Annotated in this window: 21 protein-coding genes and 1 riboswitch; of the genes, 10 read left to right on the forward strand and 11 right to left on the reverse strand. The window is 72.4% G+C overall.

The features are described 5' to 3' along the window. The first annotated feature begins 35 nt into the window (after positions 1-35). Positions 36-713 (forward strand): class I SAM-dependent methyltransferase, encoded by a 678-nt coding sequence (locus tag FHU33_RS10010; protein ID WP_142025229.1) that lies wholly within the window; start codon positions 36-38, stop codon positions 711-713. 121 nt (positions 714-834) lie between these two features. Here FHU33_RS10010 and FHU33_RS10015 read toward each other — a convergent pair whose 3' ends face one another. The 4 genes from FHU33_RS10015 to FHU33_RS10030 all read right to left on the reverse strand — a co-directional run bounded on the left by FHU33_RS10015 (position 835) and on the right by FHU33_RS10030 (position 2,682). Continuing rightward, complete coding sequence (locus tag FHU33_RS10015; RefSeq protein WP_170182397.1) at positions 835-1,458, reverse strand: superoxide dismutase family protein; 624 nt, start codon at positions 1,456-1,458, stop codon at positions 835-837. Then, positions 1,455-1,958: a hypothetical protein gene (locus tag FHU33_RS10020; RefSeq protein ID WP_142025231.1), complete on the reverse strand. Its 504-nt coding sequence runs from the start codon at positions 1,956-1,958 to the stop codon at positions 1,455-1,457. Before FHU33_RS10020 ends, FHU33_RS10015 begins: the two co-directional genes overlap by 4 nt. Positions 1,959-2,167: 209 nt before the next feature. After that, positions 2,168-2,365 (reverse strand): DUF6186 family protein, encoded by a 198-nt coding sequence (locus FHU33_RS10025; protein WP_142025232.1) that lies wholly within the window; start codon positions 2,363-2,365, stop codon positions 2,168-2,170. Next, positions 2,362-2,682, reverse strand: coding sequence for a hypothetical protein (locus tag FHU33_RS10030; protein ID WP_246063474.1), 321 nt, complete (start codon positions 2,680-2,682; stop codon positions 2,362-2,364). Before FHU33_RS10030 ends, FHU33_RS10025 begins: the two co-directional genes overlap by 4 nt. A gap of 71 nt (positions 2,683-2,753) precedes the next feature. Between FHU33_RS10030 and FHU33_RS10035 the strand changes: the two genes are divergently transcribed. The 6 genes from FHU33_RS10035 (at position 2,754) to FHU33_RS10055 (ending at position 6,743) form a co-directional block, all read left to right on the forward strand. Beyond that, positions 2,754-3,470 carry a CPBP family intramembrane glutamic endopeptidase gene (locus tag FHU33_RS10035; protein ID WP_246063475.1) on the forward strand — a complete coding sequence of 239 codons (717 nt, stop codon included), beginning with the start codon at positions 2,754-2,756 and terminating at the stop codon, positions 3,468-3,470. A gap of 229 nt (positions 3,471-3,699) precedes the next feature. Next, positions 3,700-4,008 (forward strand): hypothetical protein, encoded by a 309-nt coding sequence (locus tag FHU33_RS10040; RefSeq protein WP_142025233.1) that lies wholly within the window; start codon positions 3,700-3,702, stop codon positions 4,006-4,008. A gap of 488 nt (positions 4,009-4,496) precedes the next feature. Next, a complete protein-coding gene (locus tag FHU33_RS24935) occupies positions 4,497-4,661 on the forward strand; it encodes a hypothetical protein (protein WP_170182398.1) in 165 nt (54 codons plus the stop codon). A 97-nt stretch (positions 4,662-4,758) separates the two neighbouring features. After that, entirely contained in the window at positions 4,759-5,445 is a 687-nt protein-coding gene (locus FHU33_RS10045; RefSeq protein WP_142025234.1) for a hypothetical protein, read from the forward strand. Positions 5,446-5,523: 78 nt separating this feature from the next. Beyond that, on the forward strand, positions 5,524-6,030 hold the full coding sequence (locus tag FHU33_RS10050) for a DUF2391 family protein (RefSeq protein WP_142025235.1): 507 nt from the start codon (positions 5,524-5,526) through the stop codon (positions 6,028-6,030). Between the two features lie 80 nt (positions 6,031-6,110). Next, a complete protein-coding gene (locus FHU33_RS10055; RefSeq protein WP_142025236.1) occupies positions 6,111-6,743 on the forward strand; it encodes a hypothetical protein in 633 nt (210 codons plus the stop codon). An 85-nt stretch (positions 6,744-6,828) separates the two neighbouring features. Here the strand turns inward: FHU33_RS10055 and FHU33_RS10060 are convergent, their stop codons facing one another. The 6 genes from FHU33_RS10060 to FHU33_RS24940 form a co-directional block, all read right to left on the reverse strand. Beyond that, positions 6,829-7,722, reverse strand: a complete 894-nt coding sequence (locus tag FHU33_RS10060; RefSeq protein ID WP_142025237.1) for a metallophosphoesterase — start codon at positions 7,720-7,722, stop codon at positions 6,829-6,831. Beyond that, positions 7,719-8,939, reverse strand: a complete 1,221-nt coding sequence (locus FHU33_RS10065; RefSeq protein ID WP_170182399.1) for an AI-2E family transporter — start codon at positions 8,937-8,939, stop codon at positions 7,719-7,721. The genes FHU33_RS10060 and FHU33_RS10065 overlap by 4 nt, the downstream gene beginning before the upstream one ends. A gap of 214 nt (positions 8,940-9,153) precedes the next feature. Beyond that, a complete protein-coding gene (locus FHU33_RS10070) occupies positions 9,154-9,771 on the reverse strand; it encodes a GerMN domain-containing protein (protein WP_142025239.1) in 618 nt (205 codons plus the stop codon). Beyond that, positions 9,771-11,246, reverse strand: coding sequence for a sensor histidine kinase (locus FHU33_RS10075; RefSeq protein WP_142025240.1), 1,476 nt, complete (start codon positions 11,244-11,246; stop codon positions 9,771-9,773). The genes FHU33_RS10070 and FHU33_RS10075 overlap by 1 nt, the downstream gene beginning before the upstream one ends. Then, positions 11,243-11,920, reverse strand: a complete 678-nt coding sequence (locus FHU33_RS10080; protein WP_281281633.1) for a response regulator — start codon at positions 11,918-11,920, stop codon at positions 11,243-11,245. The genes FHU33_RS10075 and FHU33_RS10080 overlap by 4 nt, the downstream gene beginning before the upstream one ends. A 119-nt stretch (positions 11,921-12,039) precedes the next feature. Continuing rightward, positions 12,040-12,603 (reverse strand): hypothetical protein, encoded by a 564-nt coding sequence (locus FHU33_RS24940; RefSeq protein WP_170182400.1) that lies wholly within the window; start codon positions 12,601-12,603, stop codon positions 12,040-12,042. 324 nt (positions 12,604-12,927) lie between these two features. Beyond that, positions 12,928-13,072, forward strand: a riboswitch (cyclic di-AMP (ydaO/yuaA leader). A 214-nt stretch (positions 13,073-13,286) separates the two neighbouring features. Between FHU33_RS24940 and FHU33_RS10090 the strand changes: the two genes are divergently transcribed. Then, a complete protein-coding gene (locus tag FHU33_RS10090) occupies positions 13,287-14,090 on the forward strand; it encodes an aggregation-promoting factor C-terminal-like domain-containing protein (protein WP_142025242.1) in 804 nt (267 codons plus the stop codon). A 115-nt stretch (positions 14,091-14,205) separates the two neighbouring features. Here the strand turns inward: FHU33_RS10090 and FHU33_RS10095 are convergent, their stop codons facing one another. Next, on the reverse strand, positions 14,206-15,402 hold the full coding sequence (locus FHU33_RS10095; protein WP_211355059.1) for a glycoside hydrolase family 3 N-terminal domain-containing protein: 1,197 nt from the start codon (positions 15,400-15,402) through the stop codon (positions 14,206-14,208). 301 nt (positions 15,403-15,703) lie between these two features. Between FHU33_RS10095 and FHU33_RS10100 the strand changes: the two genes are divergently transcribed. Further along, the gene (locus FHU33_RS10100) at positions 15,704-17,491 is read left to right on the forward strand and encodes a DNRLRE domain-containing protein (RefSeq protein ID WP_142025244.1); all 1,788 of its coding nucleotides are present in this window, start codon (positions 15,704-15,706) and stop codon (positions 17,489-17,491) included. Beyond that, positions 17,418-23,612, forward strand: coding sequence for an RHS repeat-associated core domain-containing protein (locus FHU33_RS10105; RefSeq protein WP_142025245.1), 6,195 nt, complete (start codon positions 17,418-17,420; stop codon positions 23,610-23,612). Before FHU33_RS10100 ends, FHU33_RS10105 begins: the two co-directional genes overlap by 74 nt. Positions 23,613-23,653: the final 41 nt, after the last annotated feature.

Genomic DNA, 23,653 nt, shown 5'->3' on the forward strand with positions numbered 1-23,653 from the left:
CGACCCCGGCTCTGCCGCTCGGGTTGACTGGGTCCGTGTCGAGCGACCGCGCCGTTCCTGCTCCGTCCGTCTCCCCGGACTTCGTGCGCCACCACACCCGGCCGAGCCGGCCCTCGCTCGTGCCCGAGGTGACCCTGCACGTGGCAGCCGACGTGGTCGCCCTGTGGGGGGCGATCGAGGAGGAGCGGGGGACCGCGCCGACGGAGCCGCCGTTCTGGGCGGCCGCGTGGCCCGGGGGACAGGCCCTGGCGCGGTACGTGCTCGACGAACCGGCGACGGTTTCCGGCCGGTCGGTGCTCGACCTGGGCGCGGGCAGTGGCCTGGTCGCGATCGCGGCGGCCCGGGCGGGAGCCTCCGACGTCCTGGCCAGCGACATCGACCCGTTCTCCCACACCGCGATCGCCGTCAACGCCGAGGCCAACGGCGTTCCTCCGGTCGCCGTCCTGGGCGACGTCCTGGGGATGGAGCCGCCGGCCGTCGACGTCGTCCTGGCCGGGGACGTCTGCTACGACCGCGTGATGAGCGAGCGGGTGCTGCCCTGGCTCGAGGCCGCGCGCGCCCGCGGTGCCGAGGTCTACCTGGGCGATCCCGGCCGGCCCTACGTGCCCGTCGACCGGCTCGCCGCCGTGGCGGTGTACGAGGTGCCCGACACCGAGTCGTCGCCCGCCCTGCCCACGCAGATCCGGCGGACGACGGTCTGGCGCCTGCCCTGACGGGCCACAGCCGTCGCCCTGACGGGCGGACGAGCGGGCAGGAAGCCGACGGCGCGATTCCCGGACGTGGCGGCTGACGAGGCGCGGCCACCGAATGGTGTACCCGGCGGGGTGGGAGCCGTCAGGCGTCTTCTCCGCCGATGGCGCCGCAGGCCACACGTGAACCGGTGTCCTCGACGACGGGGGCCTCGGCGTCGGGGTCGACGGGTGCAGCGGGCGGCGGCGGGATGTCCGCGAGGCTCTCCGCGGCCTCGGTGACGACGAGAGCGGTCCCGTCCTCCTCGAGCAGCTCCTCCAGAGGCATCGGTCCGGCGAGGGTGGTCGTCGACCCCTCGCCGTTCGCGAGCACCAGCACGGAGGGCAGTTCCTGGACGACGTCACCCGCGGTGACGAACGGCCCGACCACGCCGGGGTCGTCCGAGGGAGGGCTCTCGGTGTCGCAGATCCCCGTGTCGTACAGGTACATGGGGTGGAAGCCCTGCGTCAGCCCGGCCACCTCCACCTCGACCTCCGTGCCGACGTCCGTGTCCCGGAACCAGACCCTTCCCACGGTGGTGCCCTCGCGATCGACGAGCTCGCTCGAGACCTCGACGGGCACCTCGACCGAAGCCGTGTCCTCGTCTCCTCCTGCGGCGGCGTCCAGCTGCTCGCGGAGGGCATCGTCGTCGCCGGACCCGCAGGCCGAGAGGGTCAGCACCGTCACGGCGACCACGGGCAGCACCCGCGCCGGTCGTCGCGCGGTCACGATGCGCTCTCCAGGATGGTGGCGACGAGAAACGTCTCGTCCTCCCAGTCCTCGAGCTCATCCGGGTCGACGTCGAGGCCGAGCTCTTCGATCACGACGTCGGCCTGGAAGTCGCGCACCGGCGTGGCTGCTATGTACAGGGGCTGGCCGGCACGCGGGTCGGCGTCCCCGACGGTCGTGACCACCAGGACCGGGTCGACCTCGCCCCCCTCGGGGGAGGTCACGGTGAAGGCCTGTGGGGACAGCACCTCGGCCACGTCGGCGAGCAGGGTCACCTCCTGCCGTGCGTAGGCCTCCAGGTCCTCCCGGAAGGCGGCGTCCAGCAGGCCGATGTACGGGTCGTCCGGGTCCTCGGCGCCGCGGAGGTCGGGCACCTCCACCTCGAGCTCTGGCGCCGTCGCCTCGTCGTCCGCGGCGCAGGCCGACAGACCACCTCCGGCGAGCACCAGGACGACGGCCAACGCCGGGCCGGCCTGCGGCCGGAAACGGTGCGCGCGCATGACGGCGTCCTCTCTCGTGTCGTGGCCTTCCGCTGGGCGCGGCGGCACGCTGTGGGCTTCCTGCCCGGCACCGCGGGCGCGATCCGGGGATCGGCAGGTTCGACACCGAACCGTCATGTGTCCACTCTCGACTGTCGGACCGCCGGCCGCCTGGCGGGGCGCACAGGCTGGCGGACACCCCTCCTGACGTGCGGTCACCGCCCCGGTGATCAGCGGGCGAGGAAGTGCACGCCGAGCCAGAACCAGGCGCCCAGGACCACCACGCGACCCGGGGTGGTGCGCATGGCCGCGCCGAGCGCCTGCGCGGCCGTCGCTCGGCCACGTTGTCGGCGGGCGGTCACCTCGAGAGCCAGAGCGGTGACCAGCAGGGCGGTGAATCCGAGGATTCCGGCCGCGCTGCCGATCACGGTGGGTCCTCCCGGGGCCCGGGTCGCGTGATCAACCAGGCGCCGAGCAGCAGCCACCCCACCGCGGCTGCTGCGCGCACACCCGGTAGAGCGAGGACCGGATCGAGGAGGTCGCTCAGCGTGGGGAGGTTCTCGTCGCTCAGCATGAGCAGTTCCCACGTTCCCGCGGCTGTGAGCCAGGCCAGCCACGGCAGCCCGCGTGGACCCACTGTCGGAAGGGCCTGCCCCGCGCGGCGGGCGAGACCCATGGCGACGAGAGCCGCGCCGGGGACGGATACCGCGATCAGCGCTCCGGTGGACAACTCGCCATAGAGCATGACCCCCGCGACACATGGCATCCCCACCGCGACCGGTGTGAGCCGCCGCGCAGACGGGAAGGAGGCCACCGGTGCATGGTCGCGCAGTTGGCCGACGGGGACTGATCGGGCTCACCGCGGGACTCGTCGCCGTGCTGGTCGCGTGGAACAACGTCGTCGTTCCCCGCCTCCCCGGCTATCCCGGGTCCTACGTGCTCGTCAACCTGGCCGCCGCCGTGGCGTTGCTCGCCGCGGCCAGATCGGTGGGGCTGGCCTGGGACGAGCTGGGGCTCGCCCGGCGGAGGGTGCCGGCCGGGCTCAGGTGGGGTGGGGTCTGCGTCGCGCTGGTCGCAGCGGGATACGCGATCGCCGTGGCCGTTCCTGCGCTGCGCCCTGTGCTGACCGATGCGCGGGTCGGCGGTATGGACGGTGCGGAGATCGCGTACCAGGCCGTGGTCCGCGTCCCGCTCGGCACGGTCCTGTGGGAGGAGGTCGCCTTCCGTGGAGTGCTGCTGGCGGCGTTCCTGCGGCTGCTCTCCCCGACGACGGCCACGGCTGCGTCGTCGGCAGTCTTCGGCGTCTGGCACATCCGCCCGACGCTCAGCGCGTTGGCGGCAAACGATGTCGTCGACGGGTTCGTCCCTACTGCTGCCGCCGTCGTGCTGGCCTGTCTGGGCACGGCTGCCGCCGGCGCCCTCTTCACCTGGCTCCGTGTGCGCAGCGGCAGCCTCGTCGCTCCCACGTTGCTGCACCTGGCCACCAACTCGCTGGGCACGCTGGCCGCCGCCGCGGCATGGAAGCTCGCCTGAGCATCGCCGGAGGCTCCGGAGCCACGGGGACGGCGGACGTGCGCTCGTCCTGCCATCCCGTGTCGATCTCCTTGCGGCTCGGTGTCAGTAAGGAGGCAAAGGCAGTGACAGCGCGAGGACAGGGAATCTCGGCGATGTCGCGCCAGACAGGTGCGCGTGGTGCCGGGTCTGCTGCTCGATCGCGAGCCGGAGGCTGCGCACTCGTGGGTACGTGAAGGTGGAGAAGGTCATGTCCGAGCCCCCGCCCCGTCCGGTCGAGACCATCGACGCGGACCTCCGCTCCTGTCGTGCGCTCTGGCGCGATGCCGAGATGGAACTGGCAGAAGTGCGTCGGCGCCAGGCGGAACTGCTCGAGCTGGAGGCCACCCTCCTGGCCGCGATGGACATGCGTGGTTGGCGCGCCGATCGACTCCTCGACGAACGACTGCTCGCCGCCGCCGTGGCCGATCCTCGAGGACCCGCCGGGCCGGAGCAGCGGCCCTGCCGCCAGGTCGCCACCCTGGACGGCCTCGGGGCGCCGCACCCGGTCGGCCGCTGAACCATGCCGTTCGGCGGTGTGCCGGCCAGGACGCCCTGCATGGCGTCGACGAGTCGCCGCACGCCCCGCGGTGCATGAGCGCATCGCCTCGGCGGCTGCCGGGTCCGGAGGACCCTGTCGCCCCCGGCGGTGGACGCCGGTCAGGGGCGCCGACGTCGTGCGGGTCGAGCCGCGCGCCCGGACGTCGAGCCGAGGCATGGCGCGGCCTGACGGCCGTTCAGGCGGCGTGACGTGCCGTTAATGCGCGGCGCCGGCGCTCCGTTGTGCGCGGTCGTGGCCAGGCGACGGCGTGTACGGCAACACGCACGGCCGTAGGCCGACAGGTCCGGGAGACCGCCGCAGCGACGGGCGTGTCGCCGTCCGCTTTACGGTCCGGTGACCGTCGGCGCCCCGAGGCGTCCGGTCTCCCGCGGTGGGCAGACCCCGGTGTGGAAGGACAGCCCCCGGCCGGGCGGCAGCGCCCGGTCACACCCATCCAGGAGGAAACCATGAGTCGCACGTCCCTGAGTCGTCGCTGGCGGACCGCCGCAGCCGGCGCCGCCATCGCAGCGGCGTCCTTCACCATGACCGCCTGCGGTGAGGAGGAGCCGCTCGACGAGCCCGGCGTCGAGGAGGTGGAGGAGGAGCCACTCGAGGAGGAAGAGGAGGACTGACTCTGCGTTCGGCCGGCGGGTCCGGGCGTCGGAAGGCTGTCAGGACCCGCCGGCTGCTCACCGAGTGGAATCCACGACCCTGCAGGAGGAAGCCAGCATGGCCACGAACGTGTCCGCGCGCATGGCAGATGACGCGCGAAGCCCAGGCCGGGTCGCCGACCTGATCCGATGGGGCCCGGTGTTCGCGGGGGTCATCATCGCCCTCGCCTTCTTCGCCCTGATGAACACCCTCTGGCTGGCGATCGCGTACAGCGCCGGCGACGGGTGGATCAGCGGCAACCTCGGCTGGTTCATCGCGCCGACCGCCGCCGTCGCCCTCATGCTGGCGGGTCTGCTGGCCGGGCTGTTCGCCGGGCCACGCGGCAAGGCGGCCGGCATCACCAACGGCGTGGCCGCGTGGGGACTCCTGTTCGTGCTGTCCCTGACGGCCCTGGTGCCCAGTGCCGTCAACCTGACCACCCAGTTGGGTGTCGGTCTCCGAGAGGGGAACACCACGGTCGGCGGTGCACTCGGCACCGACGGCGGCGGCTTCACGATCGAGACCGCGCTGTGGGTCAGTTTCTGGTCGTTGCTGGCCGGGCTGCTGCTCGCCGCGCTCGGCGGGCTGCTCGGCGGGAAGATGCGCCGTCCGGTCGTGTCGGCCGAGACGGCGAGCCGCGACCAGCGGCCCACCACCGTGACGGAGAACTACGTGGTCGACCGGGAGCCGGTGGACCGGACCCCCGAGGCGACCACGACGGAGATCCGCCCGGAGCTCCGGACGGAGGCAACCCACCGGTCCTGACGCGGGACGGCGGCCGTACGGGGCGGGGCCGGGGCCGTCAGGCTCCGGCCCCGTCGTCATGGATCGGGGGCCGGGCAGGTGCAGAGCGAACTCCTGAAAGGCATGGGCCGCGCCCTGGCCGGGGCGCTGCTGTTCGCCATGCCGGTCCTGCTGACCATGGAGATCTGGCGGCTCGGCCTCTCCGTCGAGCGGTACCGGTTGATCACCCTGCTCGTGGTGACGGTCCTGCTGGTCGTCTGCCTGGCTGGGGAACTCGGCGGCGCCGCGGACCCGACCGGTTGGCGGTCGGCCGCCGTCGACGGTGGCGTGGCCTTCCTGGTGGCCGCGTTCGCTGCCGCGGTCGTCCTCACGGCGGTCGCGGCGGTCAGCTGGCGCGGTGACTGGCGCGACGCCCTCTCCGTCGTGGCCGTCGAGACCGTCCCGGCCGCCATCGGCGCCTCGTACGCCCGCAGCCAGCTGGGGGAGAGCAGCGCCGATCCCGCATCCGTCCGGCCGGTTACCTCCTGCCCTGACCCGCCACTCGCCGTCGCGACGCGTTGCAGGTTCATGTCAGAAGCCGTGCGCGCGGGCGGCGACGCCGTATGAGGGGAACCCTGGCAGGAGACACCGATCGTCAGGCCGACGGGACGGCGTACGTCCGGTCGCCACCGGTGAGAGGAGGCGCCATGCCCAGCGGCACTGGGCGACCGCAGGGCGACCGGGCGGCGCGGGCACGCAGGACCGGCGGGGCCGTCGTGCTGGCCGCGCTGGGGGCCGTCGGCCTGGCGGCCTGTGGCGACTCCCCGGAGGGGGAGGTCTCGACCGTCACCCTGGAGGACCTGCGCGAGCTGGAGGACGACGTGGCCGCCCTCGAGGAACGAGTCGCCGTGCTGGAGGGAGCACAGCTGGGCCCGGCGACGACGACCTCGCCGGCCGCACCGTCCTCCGAGGCCGGGGACGGTCCGGACACCACGTTCCTGAGCGACCCCAGTGGCTCGCTGGGGGAGGAGGTCACCGTCACCGCGACGATCCGGAGTGCGACCGTCAGCGACATCGGCAGCGTCTTCCGGCTGGCGGACGGGACCGGGCGGTCGGTCCCGGTGGTCTCCGCGACGCCGACGGGCGCACTGGCCGACGGGGACGTCGTCGAGGTGTCGGGCACCGTCCTCCGGATCGAGGAGAGCACGTTCGAGCAGGACTTCGGCATCGCGCCCGACGAGCTGGTCGAGGAGCCGGATCGGTGGCTTCGCGAGAACGAGGGGGACGTCGCGATCTCGGCCGACCGGGTCGCGATCGTGCAGGAGGAGCAGGGCAGCTGACTTCCGATCATGCTCCCCGCGGCGGGATGACGGGTGGCGGCCCAGTCGTCGCCCGCCCCGCCGCGGGGCCGATCAGGGCTTCCGCTCAGAGGCCGCCCTCGCCGGGGACGAGCTCGAAGAACGCGACCTGGGGCGGGGCGTTGATGCGCACGGGGATGACGCTGAAGCCGATCCCGCAGGTGACGAACATGCGATTGCCGTCGGCACCGTGCCTGGCGGGTGCCCAGCCGTCGGCGACGATCTTCTCTTCGTCGGTGAGCGCGACGTAGGACCAGCGCGGCGTTCCGGGGAGCGCGATCTGGCCGCAGTGGGTGTGTCCGGCCAGGGTCAGCGGGGCGGTGCCGGCCGGGAGGGAGTCGAAGGTCGTCGGGTTGTGCACGAGGACGACGCGCGGCGCGTCGTCGGGAACATCGTCGAGGGCGGCCTCGATGTCGGCTTCGCCCGGTACGGCGGGCCCGATGCCGACCACGTAGAGCGGCCGCTCGTTCCCGGTGCCCTCTGGCGAGGGAACGGGCACGGCCGTGTTCTTCAGGACCGGCACCCCGGCGTCCTCCAGGGCCGTGGTGAGCTCGTCGGCCGCACCGACGGCGTAGTCGTGGTTACCGAGGACGGCGTACGTGGGGATGCCCGACTCCACCAGCGGATCGAGAAGTTCCATGACCCGGTCGACCTGGGTGGGGATGTCCGGCTCCTCGCTGTAGACGAAGTCGCCGCCCAGCAGAGCCACGTCCGGCTCGGCGGACACGATTTCCCCGATGGCCTTCTCCACCATGCCCTCGTTGGCCCACCACATGCCGATCTGCATGTCCGACAGCACGGCGACGTCGGTACCGGCCCACTCCTCGCCGAGTGACGGGATGGACACCCGCCACCGCTCTTCGTCCAGGATGAACCGTGGCTCCACGGCCACCCCGTACACGAGGAGCAGGACGAGCGTCGTGCCCAGAGCGATCGCGATGCGGGTGATCCAGCGCTTCACCGGTTGTTCGTCTCTCGTGTCGGGACCGGACCGGCAGTGCCGGCCGGAGCATGGGCGAGCACCGCGGTGGCCGGGACGGCCTCCGCCGGGGCGGAGGCGCCGGCCGGGTGCGGCGCAGGCAGGTCGGCTGCGACCGGTCCCGGTTCCGTGCCTTCCGCCGGCCCCGAGGGGTGCGTGCGCAGGTACTCCAGGACTCGGTAGGCGATCGCCATGACCGGGACCGCCAGCAGGGCTCCCGGGATCCCGTAGAGCAGACCGCCGGCGGTCACCGCCACGAGGATCGCGGCGGGGTGCAGGTGGAGTGCGCGGCCCATGATCAGCGGCTGCAGCAGGTTGCCCTCCACCTGCTGCACCACCAGGACGACGACCAGCACGATGACCGCGTCGGTGAGGCCGTTCGTGACCAGCGTGACGAGCACAGCCACGGCGCCGCTGACCGTGGCGCCGAACAGGGGGACGAAGGCTCCGACGAACGTGAGCAACGTCAGCGACACCCACAGCGGCACTCCGAGCAGGAGCAGCGCGATGCCGATGCCCACCGCGTCGATGAGGGCGACCACGACGACACCCCGAACGTAGCGGCCCAGGGTGTCCCAGGCGGTCTGCCCCGCTCCGTCGATCTGTGCCCGGCGGCGCGCGGGCACGCGCTCGAGCAGCCAGTCCCACATCCGGCCGCCGTCCTTGAGCAGGAAGAACATCAGGAAGGCGACGAGGATCAGGGCACCGAGGACGTACACCGCCATGCGTGCCCCCGCGCCGGGGGTGGGGGCGGCCTGGTAGATCCAGGTGACGATCTCGTTGCGGACCTGCGCGACCTGCTGGGCGTCCAGCCCGAGCGGCCCCTCGATCAGCCACACCCTGATCCGGTCGATGCCGGCGGCGAGGGGGCGGGTGAGGTCCTGCACCGCCGCGGCGGCTCGGAAGCCGACGAGGAAGCCGATGCCGATGAGCACGGCGAACAGGAAGAGCACACCCGCCAGGGCCGACAGCGCCGCCGGCAGTCCGGCACGGCGGAGTCGGCCGGTGATCGGTGCGGTGAGCGCGGTGAGGAACACCGCGATCGCGAGGGTGAACGTCAGCTGCGGGAGCAGGAAGAGGAACCAGCAGGCCAGCCACGCCACGGCGGCGACGGCGAGCACCGCGCCACTGACCGACAGGGCACGGACCGTCCAGGCCGGCACGGCGGCCGCCAGCTCCGCGCGCCGCGTTCGCTCCACGTTCAGCCTCCAGGTCCTCGAGGGGATCGTGCGCCGAACGGCAGGGAACAGACCCGGCCCCCCGGAACGCATGCCCGCGGGTGGAGCCAGGCCCGCCGCCGTGGATCCTCCGGTGGTCCATGCCCGTTCGTCGCAGCTCCGACCCGACCGGTCGTCACATGTCAGCGGATCGTCATCGGGAACGGCCGCTCCGCTCTCCGGAGGCTCGCTCTCCCTACTCGTCGGTCGACGATGGCGCGGTCGACACCGGGGGAGGAGGCGCGGGGGCGGCGGTGGGCGGTTCCGCCCCGGACGGGGCGACGGACAGGTAGTCGCTGCGGCCCACCGGTTGGTCGGTCAGCCCCTCGTCGGTGGGCACCTCCACCGGCTGCCCGTCGGAGGTGACGCGGACGAGATCCACCCCCGGGACCTGGGTCACCGTCCACACCACCTGCGCGACGGCGAGGAGCTGGTTGCCTCCGGCGACGTCGGTGAACTCACGCGTGACGGCGATGGTGACGACCGGACCGGTGGTTCCCGACGGCTCGGGCGTGAGGGACTGGGGCGCCAGCGCCGTCCGCAGTCCGCCGATGACCTCTCCCCGGGTGGGGCCGGCGACCAGGAGCTCCAGGACCGACGTCACGTCCGCCCGTGCCGACGAGCGTTCGGCCGGTTCCAGTCGGGCGCCGCGCACGAAGAACACCGTGACCTCCCGGCTGCCGCCGTCCGTGGCCGGGGGCGGATCGGTGGTCGAGGGCTCGGGGATGTCGATGCCCTCGGGCCGGTCCTGTGCGTCGACCCCGCAGCCGACCAGCAGGAGGAGAAGCACCAGTGCGGCGAGAACCCGGCGCATCAGGAGACCCCGTCCACGGGCAGGCGGACGACGAAGCGCGCACCGCCGTCCGGGTTGTCGGTCACCACGACCGTGCCTCCCATCATCTGTACGTGCCGGGTCACGAGGGCCAGGCCCAGGCCGCTGCCCTCGGTGCTGGCCCGGGTGCTGCGGCTGCCGCGGGCGAACCGTTCGAAGATGACGGCCCGCTCCTCGTCGGGCACGCCGGGGCCGCCGTCGTCCACGGTGATGCACACGACGTCGCACCCCCGTTCCACGGTCACCGAGGTCAGCCCGCCACCGTGCTTGTCGGCGTTGTCGATCAGGTTGCTGATCACCCGTTCCAGGCGCCTCTTGTCGGCCAGGACGACGGCGTCGGAGGCCTCGTCTTCGATGGTCAGCCGCGCCGGCGGGACGCTGCCGGTGGCGCTGCGCCGCGACAGTGCCTCCTGCACCAGTGCGGCGAGCCGCACCTCCTCCAGGGAGAGGTCCTGGCTGCCGACGTCGGCCCGGGAGATCTCCAACAGGTCGGCGACCAGCCGTTCGAAGTGGTGCACCTCCGATCGCAGGAGGGCCAGGCCTTCCCTGCCGTCCTCGGGAAGCCGGTCCTCGTACGCCTCCACGAGCGCCATCGCGTTGAGCATCGTGGTGAGCGGGCTGCGGAGCTCGTGGCTGACGTCGGCGGCGAATCGGGCATCGCTGCGTACCCGGCGCTCGAGGGCCGCGGCCGTGGCGTTGAAGGACTCCGCGATCGGCACCAGCGCCGGGTCGTCGCGCGGATCGATGCGGGCGCCGAGATCGCCGGCGGCGATCGCCGCTGCAGCCGTGGAGAGGCGGGTCAGCGGGCGCAGGGTGGGTCGGGTGGCCCACCACCCCACGAACAGCGACACCGGGACGACCGCGACGGCGGCCAGTGCCAGGACCAGTCCGAGGATCCGGTAGGTGTTGTCCAGCTCCTGCAGCGGGAAGACCTCGAAGTAGGCGTCGTCGAGGCCGGCCAGGGGGATGCCGATGGCCAGCATGGCCTCGCCATCGACGGTGATCCGCTGCCGCGACGGCTCACCGGCCAGGACGGCGTCCCGGAGTTCGCGGGGGAGGTCGTCGCGGCCGATGCGCAGCGAGGTGGTGCTCCACTCGCCGTCGTCGACGAGCAGCGACGTGGACCCCGTCTCCCGGGGCAGCTGGGAGAGCAGCTGGGCGGTCGACAAGCCGGACGTGGCCAGTCCCCGCTGGACCTGCGTCACGTTGGCGACGGTCTGGCCGAGGGTGGTCCGCTCGCGCTGGACGAGCAGGTACTGCGACACCGACAGCCAGACGCCCACGACGAGCACCAGGGTGAGCGCGGCCGCCACGCCGGTGAAGGCCAGCGTGGCCCGGCTGCGCAGCGTTCGCGGGCCGTGGAGCGCCCACCGGCGCGCGGTCCCGCCGGGCCCGCCGTCCTCGCGCGCCCCGTCCCCGTCGACCGGCGCGCGGGCGCCGGCCCGAGCGGTGCTCACTCGGGGAGGCGGTAGCCCATGCCGCGCACGGTCAGCACCACCATGGGGTCCGCCGGGTCGGCCTCGATCTTCTTGCGCAGCCGGCGGACGTGCACGTCCACCAGCCGGGAATCCCCGAAGTAGTCGTAGCCCCACACACGCTCCAGGAGCTCCTCCCGGCTGAAGACCCGCCCGCGTTCGGCCGCCAGCTCGCCCAGGAGCTTGAACTCGGTCTTGGTCAGCTGCACCGGCACGCCGGCCCGGGTGACCGTGCCGTCCTGCGGGGCGATCTCGACCTCCCCGATGGAGATGCGGGGCCGGGGCTCGCTGCCCCGCGTCCGGCGAGAGAGCGCCCGGATGCGTGCGGACAGCTCCTTGGCGACGAAGGGCTTGGTGATGTAGTCGTCGGCGCCGGCCTCGAGTCCGGCCACCACGTCGTGACTGTCGGCGCGCGCGGTCACCATGATCACCGGGGTGTTGGACATCCGGCGGATCTCCCGGCACACCTCGAAGCCGTCCATCCCCGGGAGCATGAGGTCCAGGAGGACGACGTCGAAGGAGCGGTCGGCGAGCAGCCGGAGCCCGGCCTCGCCCGACGCCGCCTCGGCCACCTCCAGACCCTCGCGATGCAGGGTCATCTGCACGACCCGGCGGATGCGGACGTCGTCCTCGATGATCAGCACGGAGCGGGCCACGTCGTCCAGTCTGCCCCCGAGGGCATGGTCGCCGACCATCGTCGTGCCGCGCGGCCGGCGGAGCCGCCACGGGAGCCGGTGGCCACACCGTGGAGCTCCGCCGTCCGGTCGCCGCCCCGTCAGCCCTGGTCGACCTCCTCGAGCACCTCCACGCTGTCGGCCATGACGTAGCGCTCGTCCTCGTACTCCTCGAAGAGCGCGTCCTCGAGGTCGACGCCCATCTCCTCCTCGACGTCGGTGACCGTGAAGCTCTCCATCACGGTGCCGCTCACCTCCACCGTGGTCTCCGGGGTCAACTCGGTGGGCGTCTCGGTGGCGCCGACGACCAGCAACGCCTCGACGGCGGTGTCGTCGGTCCCGGCGATGGTGAACGCGCTCGTGGTCAGCACCTCGTTGACGTCGGCGGAGAGGACGACCTGCTCGCCGACGTAGGAGTCGTACTCCCCGAAGAAGTCGCTGTCGTAGGCGCCGTCGTAGGGCTCGACGACGTCCTCGGCCGCCGCGTCGTCCTCGGCCGCCGCGTCGTCCTCGGCGATGGTGTCGTCCTCCACGACGTCCTCCACGTCGGCGCCCGCCTCGCCGCCGGCGGTGTCGCCGCACGCCGTGAGGCTGAGCGCGGAGGCGGCGAAGAGGGCCGCCGCGGCCTTCCGGGTGGTGGTGGTTCGGATGAGGGTCGATCGCATGTGGGTGTCCTTTCCTGGCCGGCCCGGCCGATTCCGGGCGCTTCGGTCAGACCTCCCGTGCCCCGGCCGCGGACGGCTGATCGGCGGTGAGTCGGGTCGTCACCGGGGTGACACACAGCCGCCCCGATGCACCCCCCGGGTGTGACGGAACGATGACCGCTACCGCCGGCGGGAACCGGCGGGCGGTGCGGAGGCGAGATGCATCACGCCCCTGATCCCGGCTCCGGGATTGTCACGGCCCGATAACGACGGCTACCGTGACGCGGTCCGGTCGGAACGTTCCCGCCCCATCCGGGGAGGCCGTGCCGGACGCCGCCGAGTCGCCCGAGGCCGAGACCGAGTCGCGGGCGAGCCGGGGACCCACCGCAGTACTGGGGTGAATCCTGCTCCGAGCTCCGCTCGGGGCGGGTAGGGCGCCTTCTGAGCCCGAATCCGTCAGCTAACTCGGTAGGCGGCCACGGAACAGTTCGAAGAAACGGAGAGCCGCAGCACGCCGCGCCCCTGGGTGCGCCGTGCACGCAGCAGTCGACACGCACCGTCAGGCGGAACCGTCCCGCGCTGACCGGTGATCCGCTGGGCGCCCAGCCCGCGGTGCTGCCCCCTCGACCCACAGCGGTGGATCGCCTGCGCCCCCGAGCGCCGGCCGGTCCGCCCCGCCCTGTCATCCGGAGCACTCGCACCTCATGAACCTGCGCACCCTCACGTCCTCGCACGCCCGGGCCACCCGTCGTGGACACCGCCCTCCCCTCGCCGGCCGCCGTCCGGCGATGTACCTCGCGACGGCCGCCGCCGGCGCGGTCCTGGTCGGTGTGGTCACCGCCGGGGAACCGGCCGCCGATGCCGCGCAGATGGAGTCGGTCAGCGTCGCCGAGCAGCTCGGCCTCCACGCCGAGGCGGCCCCGGTGGCCGAGGACCAGCTCCTCGCTCCGCTGGAGCAGCTCGCCGCCAGCCGCAGCGAGCGCGACGCCGAGCGTGCCGCGGCGGCGGCGGTGCAGGCCGCCGCCGACCAGGCCGAGGCCGACCGCCTCGCTGCCGAGGAGGCCGCACGGATCGCCGCCGAAGAGGCCGCCCGGATCGCCGCCGAGGAGGCCGCCCGCGTGGCTGCCGAGGAGGCCGCCCGCGTGGAGGCGGCTCGCGCCGCCGAGGCCGCCGCCGCGGCAGCGCGTCCGGGTCAGGGCACGTCCGCGCCCGTCGCTCCGGCCGGCTCCTACAAGGACTACGCCATGGGCAAGGTCGGCAGCGCGAGCGAGTTCAGCTGCCTGGAGAGCCTCTGGGGCAAGGAGAGCGGCTGGAACCCGAACGCGCAGAACCCCACCAGCACCGCCTACGGCATCGCCCAGTTCCTCGACTCGACGTGGGCCGGCACCGGGATCGCCAAGACCTCCGACGGCTACCGCCAGATCGACGCCGGACTCATCTACATCGAGAACCGGTTCGGCTCCCCCTGCGGCGCGTGGGAGCACTCGCAGAACAAGGGCTGGTACTGATCACCTGCTCGAAGTGACCGCTCCAGGGGTGTTGTCCGTGCTTCCGGGATCCGGCGGGACTCCGGAAGCACCGACAGCACCCCTGAAGCCCGGGTAACGGCCCTGCCCGGCTGCATCAGCCGGGCAGGAGGCCCGCCTCCTCCTTGGCGACGAGGGCGGTGCGCACGGCGGCGTCCACGGTCGTGGCGAACGCCGGGTCCGTGCGCTCGCGGTCGAGGACGGCGTCGATCATCTCCGGCACGAGGGCTCCGTCCACGGTGAGCACCAGGGTGCCGCCGGCGGCCAGGAACCGGACGGCGCGTTCGCCGGGCGGGAGGTCGCGGACGGCGAGGGCGTTGCTGAGGTCGTCGGAGATGACCACGCCGTCGAAGCCGAGCCGCTCCCGGAGCAGGTCGGTGACGACGACCGGTGAGAAGGCGGCCTGGTCGGCCGGGTCGATCCTCGGATAGGTCGCCGACGAGACCATCACGAACGGGTCGGCGGGGGAGCGGGCCAGGTCGCCGAAGAGGGCCACCTGGGCGTCGTCGGCGCCGGTGACCGGATCGGTCACGTCGGCGGTGGTGTCGGTGTTGTCCGAGACCAGCCCGAGGCCCGGGAAGTGCTTGAGGGTCGCGGTCACCCCGGCCTGTGCCAGGCCGTCGAGGACCGTGCCCACAGCGGCCGCGACGGTCTCGGCGGTGTTGCCGTACTGGCGGTCGTAGTAGCCGATGGGCTCGTTGGCCGCCTCGGTGCCGGCCGGGACGACGTCGGCGACGGGCGCCAGGTTCAGGTTCACCCCGGCGTCGTGCAGGGCCGTTCCCATGCTCACGGCGAGGGCGGCCAGCTCGGCCGGCGGCAGGGCGCCCTGGGCCACGGCGGAGGGCAGCCGCTCGAAACCCGGTCCCTTGAGCGACTGGACCGCCCCGCCCTCCTGGTCGACGGCCACCCAGAGGGCGGGCCCGGGCGACAGGGACTGCCAGCGCGCGGCGGTGCCGGCGAGCTCCGCCGCCGGGGCCTCGGACCGACCGGCCAGGAAGAGCCCGCCCAGTCCCGCCTGCGCCAGGGCGTCGCCGCGGCCGAGGTCGCCGAGCGGGACGCCGGCCACGAACAGCTGGGCCACCTGCGCACGCCGGTCGAGCCCGTCCAGCGCTGTCTCGACCCGCTCCTCGGGGCTCGCCGGCTCGCTGCTGGGGGCGGCGGTGCTCGGGGCGGTGCTCGGCGGCGCTGCCGCGGACCGGCTCGGCGCAGGGGCTGCCGAGGAACACGCGGTCGCCAGCGCGGTCAGCAGGCACAGCAGCGCGGCAGTGCCCTTGCGGCGGCCGGCGGTCGGCAAGGGAACTCCTCGGGGTCGGGCGAGCGGGGGAGCCCGCCCAGTGTTGCGCGGCACGCGTCCGGCGAGACGTCGGGCGGCTCGGCACCGTCCCCAATGCGTGGCTCGCCGGTCGTCTGACCTGCGGAGAGTGGCGCGGGTGGTGATCGATGCGCATGGGTCGAATGTGGCGTGGTGAATCCGTATCGAGACTTTGTGCATCGTTGCTGTGACCCTCTGTGCCTGCCAGGTTTCTCTCGGACGCCGAACCGGCGCGTTCCGGGTCCTCGCGGGCCCGCTCGGTGGGCTGAACGGATGACGTCTCGTGAGTGCTGGGTTCGGCTTCAGTCCTGTCCCGAAGTGGCGGAGCAAGGGCGTCATCGGTGTCGCGCTCGCGGGAGCGCTGATCGCGGAGACGTTCGTCGTAGCCAGCGAGGCGTACGCGGCACCCGGCGAGGAGACGCCGAGCCAGGAGGAGGCGGCGACGCGTGGGCCCGACGGTGTGCTGCAGGCGCCGGACGCGGCAACGGCGTCGACCATCGCCCGGCTCGAGGGTGAGCGGGTGGAGATCGTCGGCGAGCGCACCGAGAGGTCGTCGTCGTGGGCCCTCCCGGATGGGACCTTCGCCGCCGGTATGGCCAGTGGGCCGATCTGGGTGCGTCAGGGCGACGGTGACGGGACGTCGGCGGCGGACTGGGCGGCGGTCGATCTCACGCTCGAGCAGGCCTCCGATGGCACGGTGGCGCCGAAGGCGCACCCGGGCGGGCTGGAACTGGCGGGGGAGGGCACGCCCGAGGACGGGTTGCTGGTGGCCGTGCACGGCCCGGACGGGGAGACGGTGGGTCTGCAGTGGACCGAGGCGCTGCCTGCGCCGCGGCTGGAGGGGCCGCGGGCGATCTACCCCGATGTGCAGCCCGGTGTCGACATGGTGGTGGAGGCGACCCGCACCGGCTATGAGCAGTTCTTCGTCCTGACCGACCGGCCGGTGGCGGGAGAGGCGCCGGATCTGTCCTTGACGGTGAGCAGTGAAGGGCTGACCGCTACGCCGGACGCCGATGGCGGCGTGGCGTTCAGCACGCCGGATGGGGAGGTGGTCGGCACCTCGGGAACGCCGCTGGTCTGGGACGCCGTGGTGGACGCCGAGCGGCAGCACCCGGTGACCGAGCCGTGGTCGGCCGATGCGCAGGCGCCGAGCGCGTTCGCGCCGTTTCCCGACTGGGGCAACGGGGAGCCGCAGGAGAACTCCGCCTCGGACCCGGTGCAGCCGGCTCCGCAACCCGACAGTACCGCGCCGCCGGTGGCGCCGGGCGCAGATGTGGTGGAGCCGGAAGCTGGCGCCGGCCGGCCGGTGTCGGAGGAGGCGACGGCGGCGGGGGCCACCCCGCTGCTGCCGCTGACGGACTCGGTCGAGGTGACCGCCGCTGGGGTGGTGGAGCTGGCGCTGACCCCGGACGCGGAGTTCCTGGCCGACCCGGAGACCACCTACCCGGTGGTGGTGGATCCGGACTTCTACGCCGAAGACCTGTTCGACACCTGGGTGCAGAGCGGCACTTCCGTCGACCAGTCCGGCAGCGATGAGCTGCGGCTGGGTACCTGGAACGACGGCGCTACCGTCGCACGGAGCTTCATCCACACCGACCTCACGGGGCTGCGCGGTAAGCAGATCCTGAGTGCCGAGCTGGCCTTGTATGAGTGGCACTCCTTCTCGTGCGCGCCGGCGAACTGGGAGGTCTGGGACACCGGCCTGGTCAGCACGGCGACTCGGTTCAGTTCCCCGGTGCCCTGGTACGGCCGGTGGGAGGTGTCCTCGCAAACCACCGGTTACAGCGCCAGCTGCGGCGACGGGTTTGTGAGGGCCGACGTCACGAACCTGTTCCAGTCGTGGGTGAACCACAACGCCGGTGTGGTCAGTATGGGACTGAAGGCGGAGAACGAGGCCGACAACCTCGGGTGGAAGAGGTTCAACTCCGCCGATTACGGCGCAGGCATTCGTCTATGTCCACTACAACACTCCGCCGGGAACTCCGGACACGCTCTCGATGGATCCTCAGCCGACCCCGCTGGCCCCGTCCACGTCGTCGGCGACCCCGTGGATGCGTGCCCGGGCTCATGATGCCGACGGCAAGACGTTCCTCGTCTTCCGCGTGCACAACACCACCAGGGGCACCACCTGGCAGGAGACGACGCCGCTGTCGTCGCCGATCGTGGACGGCTTCATCGCGCCCATGCAGATTCCCAAGGGTCAGCTGGCCAACGGCGACAAGTTTTGGTGGGAAGTGTGGGGATGGGACGGGTCGGCGACCGGTCCATCGACGAAGAGCGTGGTGTGGACGGTGGACACCACGGCGCCGGCGGCTCCGACGGTGACCTCCACCGACTATCCGGCCGATGGCGACTGGCACGGCGCGGAGAACCAGTCGGGATCTTTCGCGTTCACCCTGCCCGCGGCCGACCCGACGATCGCGGCGTTCATCCACGACCTGGACAAGGCCCCGACGGCGACCACCAAGCGGACGAACGTCGCGGCCAACACCGTCAGCATCTCCGTTCCTGAGGTTCCCAAGACGCCGGGCCGGCATGTGCTGCAGGTGCGGGCGGTGGACCATGCGGGCAACGTGTCGCCGCTGATCAGCCACGTCTTCTACGTCGGCAAGGGCGCGCTGACCTCACCGCTGGAAGGCGCGCAGGTGGTGCGCCGGGCACGTCTGACGGTCAAGGCCGACGAGACGCTCACCCACGCGAAGTTCCAGTGGCGGCGTGGCCCGGATGCCGGGGCGGGCCAGGACCTGGACCTGGCCACCCTCAGCGGCGCGAACGGCAGGGGGCTGACCGAGGCCTGGACCGCGCTGGCTGACCTGGGCGGGCACGCCACCTGGGACGCCGGCTCGACGCTGGGCTTCGACGCCGGCCCGGTGCAGGTCCGCGCGCTGCTGTCCAGTGACTCCCAGGGCAGCACCCCGTTCCAGACCCCCTGGGTCACCGTCACCGTCACCCCCGACGCGCAGAACGCCGCCGACGACGACGTCGGGCCCGGCTCGGTCAACCTGCTGACCGGGGACTACCGGCTCTCCAGCACCGATGTCGACGAGTTCGGGCTGGCCGTCGGGCGGACCGCGTCCTCCCGCGATCCGCGGGCGGGTCTGGAGCCGCAGCAGGAGTTGCTCACCCTCTCGGCGCAGCAGGCCTCGGACAAGACCGCGTTCCACACCAACAATGTGACCGTCGGCGTGGATACCACCCGGTGGCACGGCAACAACAACTCTCTCGCCGTCACCCCGACCGGGGCGTCGGTGTCCTCCTTCGCCTATCCCGGCGCCGCCGGCAGCGGCGCCATCGACGGCCTGACGGCGGGCCGCACCTACCGGATCACCGGCTGGATCTACGTGCCCTCAGCCACCGGCCTGGACCCGGGCTCCACGCACGGGCTGCGGATCGTCGGGATGTACAACGAGGGCGGCACCTGGAAGGCCCAGAGCTCGAACAAGCCGACGCGCACCGACACCTGGCAGCAGCTGACCCTGGACTTCACCGTCCCGGCCGGGACGACCGGGCCGCTGATCCGGCTGTACAACGGCTTCTCCGCCACCAGCAAGAAGGTGTTCTACGACGACCTGTCGGTGCGCCAGGTCTGGGCGCCGTTCGGCCCGCAGTGGTCCCTGGGCGTCGCCGATCAGGCCACCGGCGTGGCCTACACCTCGATCACCCAGCCCTATCCCGACGTCGCCGCAGTGCGCCTGAGCGGGGGCGGGGAGGTCTGGTTCACCGGCGGTGGCGCCAACTGGTGGCCCCAGCCCGGTGCTGAAAGCCTGCGGCTGAGCGTCACCGGCCCGGGCACGTGGCGGCTCACCGAGGTCGGCGGCGCCGTCAGCGACTTCAAAGTCCAGTCCGGCGCCAAGGACGCGCAGCTGATCTCGACCTCACCGCCGGCGGCGGCCGGCCAGACCCGGTTCATGTACCAGGTGGCGAACGGCCAGTCGCGGCTGCACCGCATGATCGCGCCGGTCGAGCCCGGCGTGGACAACTGGCCGGACAACCCCGAGGCCTGCACCACCCCCACCCCGGCGGCCGGCTGCGAGGTCGTCGAGCTCGTCTACGCCGGCACCACGACCGCCACCGCGTCGGCGGCGGGCGACATCGCCGGGCAGGCCACCCAGGTCAAGCTGTGGTCGTCGGCGACGCCGACCGCGGTGACCACTGCGGTGACCGCGGTGCAGTACAGCTACGACGAAAAGGGCCGGCTGCGCCAGGCATGGGATCCCCGCGTCCAGCCGCAGCCGCTGAGAACCAGTTACGAGTACGACGACGACGGTCGCGTCACGACGCTGACGCCACCCGGTGAGCTGCCGTGGCGCTTCCGCTACGGCACCGGCGGCACGCAGAGTCCGATCGGCAACGGGGATCTCATCGACCGCAGCTCCGGGCGGCTCTACAGCGTCACCCGCGCCTCCCTGCAGCCGGGCACGGCGGACCAGATCGGCCCCGACACCACCAGCACCGTGGTCTACGCCGTGCCGTTGACCCGCGCCGCCGGCGGCCCCTACGACCTGGACGCCGACGCGATGGCCGCCTGGTCGCAGCAGACCGCGCCCACCGACGCCACTGCCATCTTCGGGCCGGAGGACCCGCCCGGGTTGACCACGGCCACCGCCACCAGCCCGGGTGCCGACGGCTACCGGCCGGCGGTCGTGCACTACCTGGACGCCTCCGGGCGGGAGGTGAACACCGCGACCCCCGCTGGTCCGGATGCACCGGCGGCCGGGTTCATCGACACCGCCGAGTACGACCAGTACGGCAACGTCGTCCGTTCCCTGGACGCGACCAACCGGTTGCTCGCCCTCGGGCAGCTGCCCACCGCGGCAACCGATCTGGCCGCGCTGAACCTGGCGCAGGCCGACCCCGCCAGCCGCGCGGTGGCCCTGGACAGCGTGCACACCTACGGGCCCGAAGGACTGGATCTGCTGCGCTCCCGCGGTCCGCTGGTGCGGCTGGCCGTCGGCGACGACCCCGACAATGTGCAGCTGGTGCACGACGTGAGCACCTTCGCCTACGACGAGGGCAAGCCCGACGGCGTCGCCTACCGCCTGGCCACCACCCAGACCGACGCGCTGCTGATCGCCGGCTCCGCCCCGGAGCAGCTGGTCGACGTCGAGGTGACGAAGAACGGCTACGACCCGATCGACGGTGCTTCCCCGCTCGGGCCGACGTCGGGGTGGAAGATCGGGCAGCCCACCAAGGTGACCTTCGACGCCACCGGCGCGAACCTGTCGGCGCTCATCCGGTACGACGGGCAGGGCCGCGCGGTGGAGTCGCGCGGCATCGGCGCCACCGGCGATGACGCCCGCACCAATATCGCCGTCTACTACACCGCCGGACCCAATCTGCAGCGGGCGGAGTGCGGCGGAAAGCCGGCCTACGCGGGGCTGCCGTGCATGAGCTACGCGGCCGGGGCGGTGACCGGGCACGACCCGTCGCGGATGGCCGACCGGCTGCCGGTCAAGCACGTCACCGGCTACAACCGGTACGGCTCGATCGTGTCGGTGACCGAGTCGGCCACCGGCCCGGTGGCGGGCGCGACGACGACGGTGTCGCGCACGACCGTCACCGAGTACGACACGGCCGACCGGGTGCTGTCGGTGACGCTCACCGGGACGGGTGCCGGCGCCGGGGCCCCGGTGGCCAAGACGGTCAACCGCTACGACCCGGCCACCGGTGACGTGACGGTCATCGACGGGGTCGACCAGGCCGGTTCGGTGGTGTCGACGGTGAAGAAGTCCTTCGACCTGCTGGGCCGGATGACCCGCTACGAGGACGGCAACGGCGGCTGGACGACCAGCGTCTTCGACTCGTTCGGCAAGCCGACGGAGGTGACCGACTCCACGGGGTCGACGACGTCGTTCACCTACGACCGGGCGAAGGAGCCGCGTGGGTTCGTGACGTCGGTGACCGATTCGGTGGCCGGCACGATCTCGGCCTCGTACGGGCCGGACGGGCAGGTCACGGAGCAGACGCTGCCGGGTGGGGTGGGTCTGCGGGTCGGGTATGACGCCAACCGCACCCCGGTGTCGCGCAGCTACGTGCGCACCGCCGATGACGTGGTGATCGCGGCGTCGTCGGCGCTGGAGAACTCGGCCGGGCAGATGGTCACCCACTCCACCCCAGCGGCGAAGAAACAGTACGACTACGACGGCCTGGGCCGGCTGGTCGGGGTGCAGGACACGATCCACGGCACCGGGTTGTGCGTGGCGCGGGCGTACGGCTACGACCCGCGCGGGAACCGGTCGTCACTGGCCAGCGCGGCGTCGGGTGACTCGACGTGCGCGGACCCGGGCAACCCCGGCGGCGCGGCGGTGACCGGCAACTCCTACACCTATGACTCCGCCGATCGGCTGGTGGCCGAGTCGGCGGTGGATGCCGGGGCGTGGGTGTATGACCCGCTGGGCCGGATCACCACCGCCCCGGTCCGCGGTTCGCCGGGGGCGACGGTGGTCAACGGGTTCTTCGCCAATGACCTGATCGCCTCCCAGACGATCGAGGGGGTGGCGCGGCAGACGTGGTCGTTGGATGCGATCGGCCGGTTCGCCTCCTACCGCAACGAGGCGTGGGCGGTCGGCGGGGACGGGGTGGCCGGCTGGCAGGAGGCGGTCACCAAGGTCAACCACTACGACTCCGACAGCGATTCTCCGGCGTGGATCGCCGAGGACGTCTCGCTGCCCGATGAGATCACCCGCTACGTCGACGGCCTGGACGGCAACCTCGCGGCCGAGACCGGCAAGACCGGTGGCCGGGTGCTGCAGCTGGTGGATCTGCACGGTGACGTGATGACCACCCTGCCCATCCGGGACGGTGCGGACACCGCCGACTGGACGGCGCTGCAGCATCAGACCGCGGATGAGTTCGGCAACCCCACCGACCTCACCACCGGCGCCGCCGTCGTCACCGACGGGCAGTCGCCGGGCAAGGACGGCCGCTACGGCTGGCTGGGCGGCAAGCAGCGCTCCGCCGATGCGCTGGCCGGGGTGCTGCAGATGGGGGTGCGGCTCTATGACCCGGCGACGGGCCGGTTCTGGTCCCGCGATCCCTCACCGGGGGGCAACTCCACCGCCTATGACTACTGCTCCGCCGATCCGGTCAACTGCACCGACCTCGACGGCCACGCCGGCTGGTTCTCCAACCTGGTGAAGAAGGCCGCCAAGAAGGTCGCCAAGGTCGCCGAAGTCGTCGCCACCGTCGTCCCCGGACCCATCGGCGTCGCAGCAGCGGCGATCTCCGCCGGCGCCTACGCCGCCACCGGTAACCGGCGCAAAGCCCTCCAAATGGGCGTCACCGCACTAGCGGCGATGGTCCCCGGCGGCGGAGCACTCGTCAAAGCCGGCTTCGCCGCCGCAAGAGCCGGCGGACGCGTCGCCGCGAAGGTCGGGCAGACGGTGGCCAAGCCCTTCCGTCGGGCCCCCAGTTGTCGGCGCCCGAACAGCTTCACCCCCGAGACCGGCGTCCTGATGGCCGACGGCACGACCGTGCCGATCAGCGACGTCGAGGTCGGGGACCTGGTCGCCGCGAGAGACCCGCTCACAGGCGAGTTGACCGCCCAACCGGTGCTGGACGTGATCGTCGGCCGCGGCGACAAGCACTTGATCGAGGTCGTCACCGCACCAGTACCAGCTGACCTACTGGATGACGGACGGGTCGCCGACGACGACCCGCGCGCCGACGCTTGGACAGCTACCGCCAAGCACCCCATCTGGGTCGAAGAGCAGGGCTGGACAGACGCCGACGAGCTCGCCGTCGGCGACCTCCTTCAAGGCGCCACCGGCGAACTCCGCATCGTCCAAGACGTCGACGACCACGGCTGGCTTCAGGACCAGACCGTCTACAACCTCAGCATCGCCAACGTCCACACCTTTATCGTCGGCGAAACCGGCCATGGGATCACCGTTCATAACACGCCACCGCAAGTCTGTCTTCTTTCTCCGGGGCCGAATGCTCGAGCGTCGGTACCGGCGACTGGACCGCGTTCGACCCAAGTACAGAAGCGGGAGGTCGACGCGATCGGGCAGGCGCACGGCTGCCACACCTGCGGCCGGAAGACGGCTAACGGAAGGTACACGCCGGATCATCAGCCACCGACCGCCATGGCTAACGGTCGCGCTCAGAGATTATATCCTCACTGCTCGCGCTGCAGTCGATCGCAGGGTGGCCATGTCGCGGCGCATATTCGGAGAAATGGTGGACGTTGATTATGGCAGCATTGAGGATCACTCGATCCTTGGAGCACGGC

Origin of the sequence: Blastococcus colisei, from assembly GCF_006717095.1 — a bacterium.
GTDB lineage: Bacteria > Actinomycetota > Actinomycetes > Mycobacteriales > Geodermatophilaceae > Blastococcus_B > Blastococcus_B colisei.

What these genes read in the sequence shown, in the direction of transcription:
- FHU33_RS10020 (WP_142025231.1), bottom strand. Translation starts at nt 1,958, where the DNA reads ATGCGCGCGCACCGTTTCCGGCCGCAGGCCGGCCCGGCGTTGGCCGTC.
- FHU33_RS10030 (WP_246063474.1), bottom strand. Translation starts at nt 2,682, where the DNA reads ATGCTCTATGGCGAGTTGTCCACCGGAGCGCTGATCGCGGTATCCGTC.
- FHU33_RS10040 (WP_142025233.1), top strand. Translation starts at nt 3,700, where the DNA reads ATGTCCGAGCCCCCGCCCCGTCCGGTCGAGACCATCGACGCGGACCTC.
- FHU33_RS24935 (WP_170182398.1), top strand. Translation starts at nt 4,497, where the DNA reads ATGAGTCGCACGTCCCTGAGTCGTCGCTGGCGGACCGCCGCAGCCGGC.
- FHU33_RS10045 (WP_142025234.1), top strand. Translation starts at nt 4,759, where the DNA reads ATGGCCACGAACGTGTCCGCGCGCATGGCAGATGACGCGCGAAGCCCA.
- FHU33_RS10055 (WP_142025236.1), top strand. Translation starts at nt 6,111, where the DNA reads ATGCCCAGCGGCACTGGGCGACCGCAGGGCGACCGGGCGGCGCGGGCA.
- FHU33_RS10070 (WP_142025239.1), bottom strand. Translation starts at nt 9,771, where the DNA reads ATGCGCCGGGTTCTCGCCGCACTGGTGCTTCTCCTCCTGCTGGTCGGC.
- FHU33_RS24940 (WP_170182400.1), bottom strand. Translation starts at nt 12,603, where the DNA reads ATGCGATCGACCCTCATCCGAACCACCACCACCCGGAAGGCCGCGGCG.
- FHU33_RS10090 (WP_142025242.1), top strand. Translation starts at nt 13,287, where the DNA reads ATGAACCTGCGCACCCTCACGTCCTCGCACGCCCGGGCCACCCGTCGT.
- FHU33_RS10105 (WP_142025245.1), top strand. Translation starts at nt 17,418, where the DNA reads ATGGATCCTCAGCCGACCCCGCTGGCCCCGTCCACGTCGTCGGCGACC.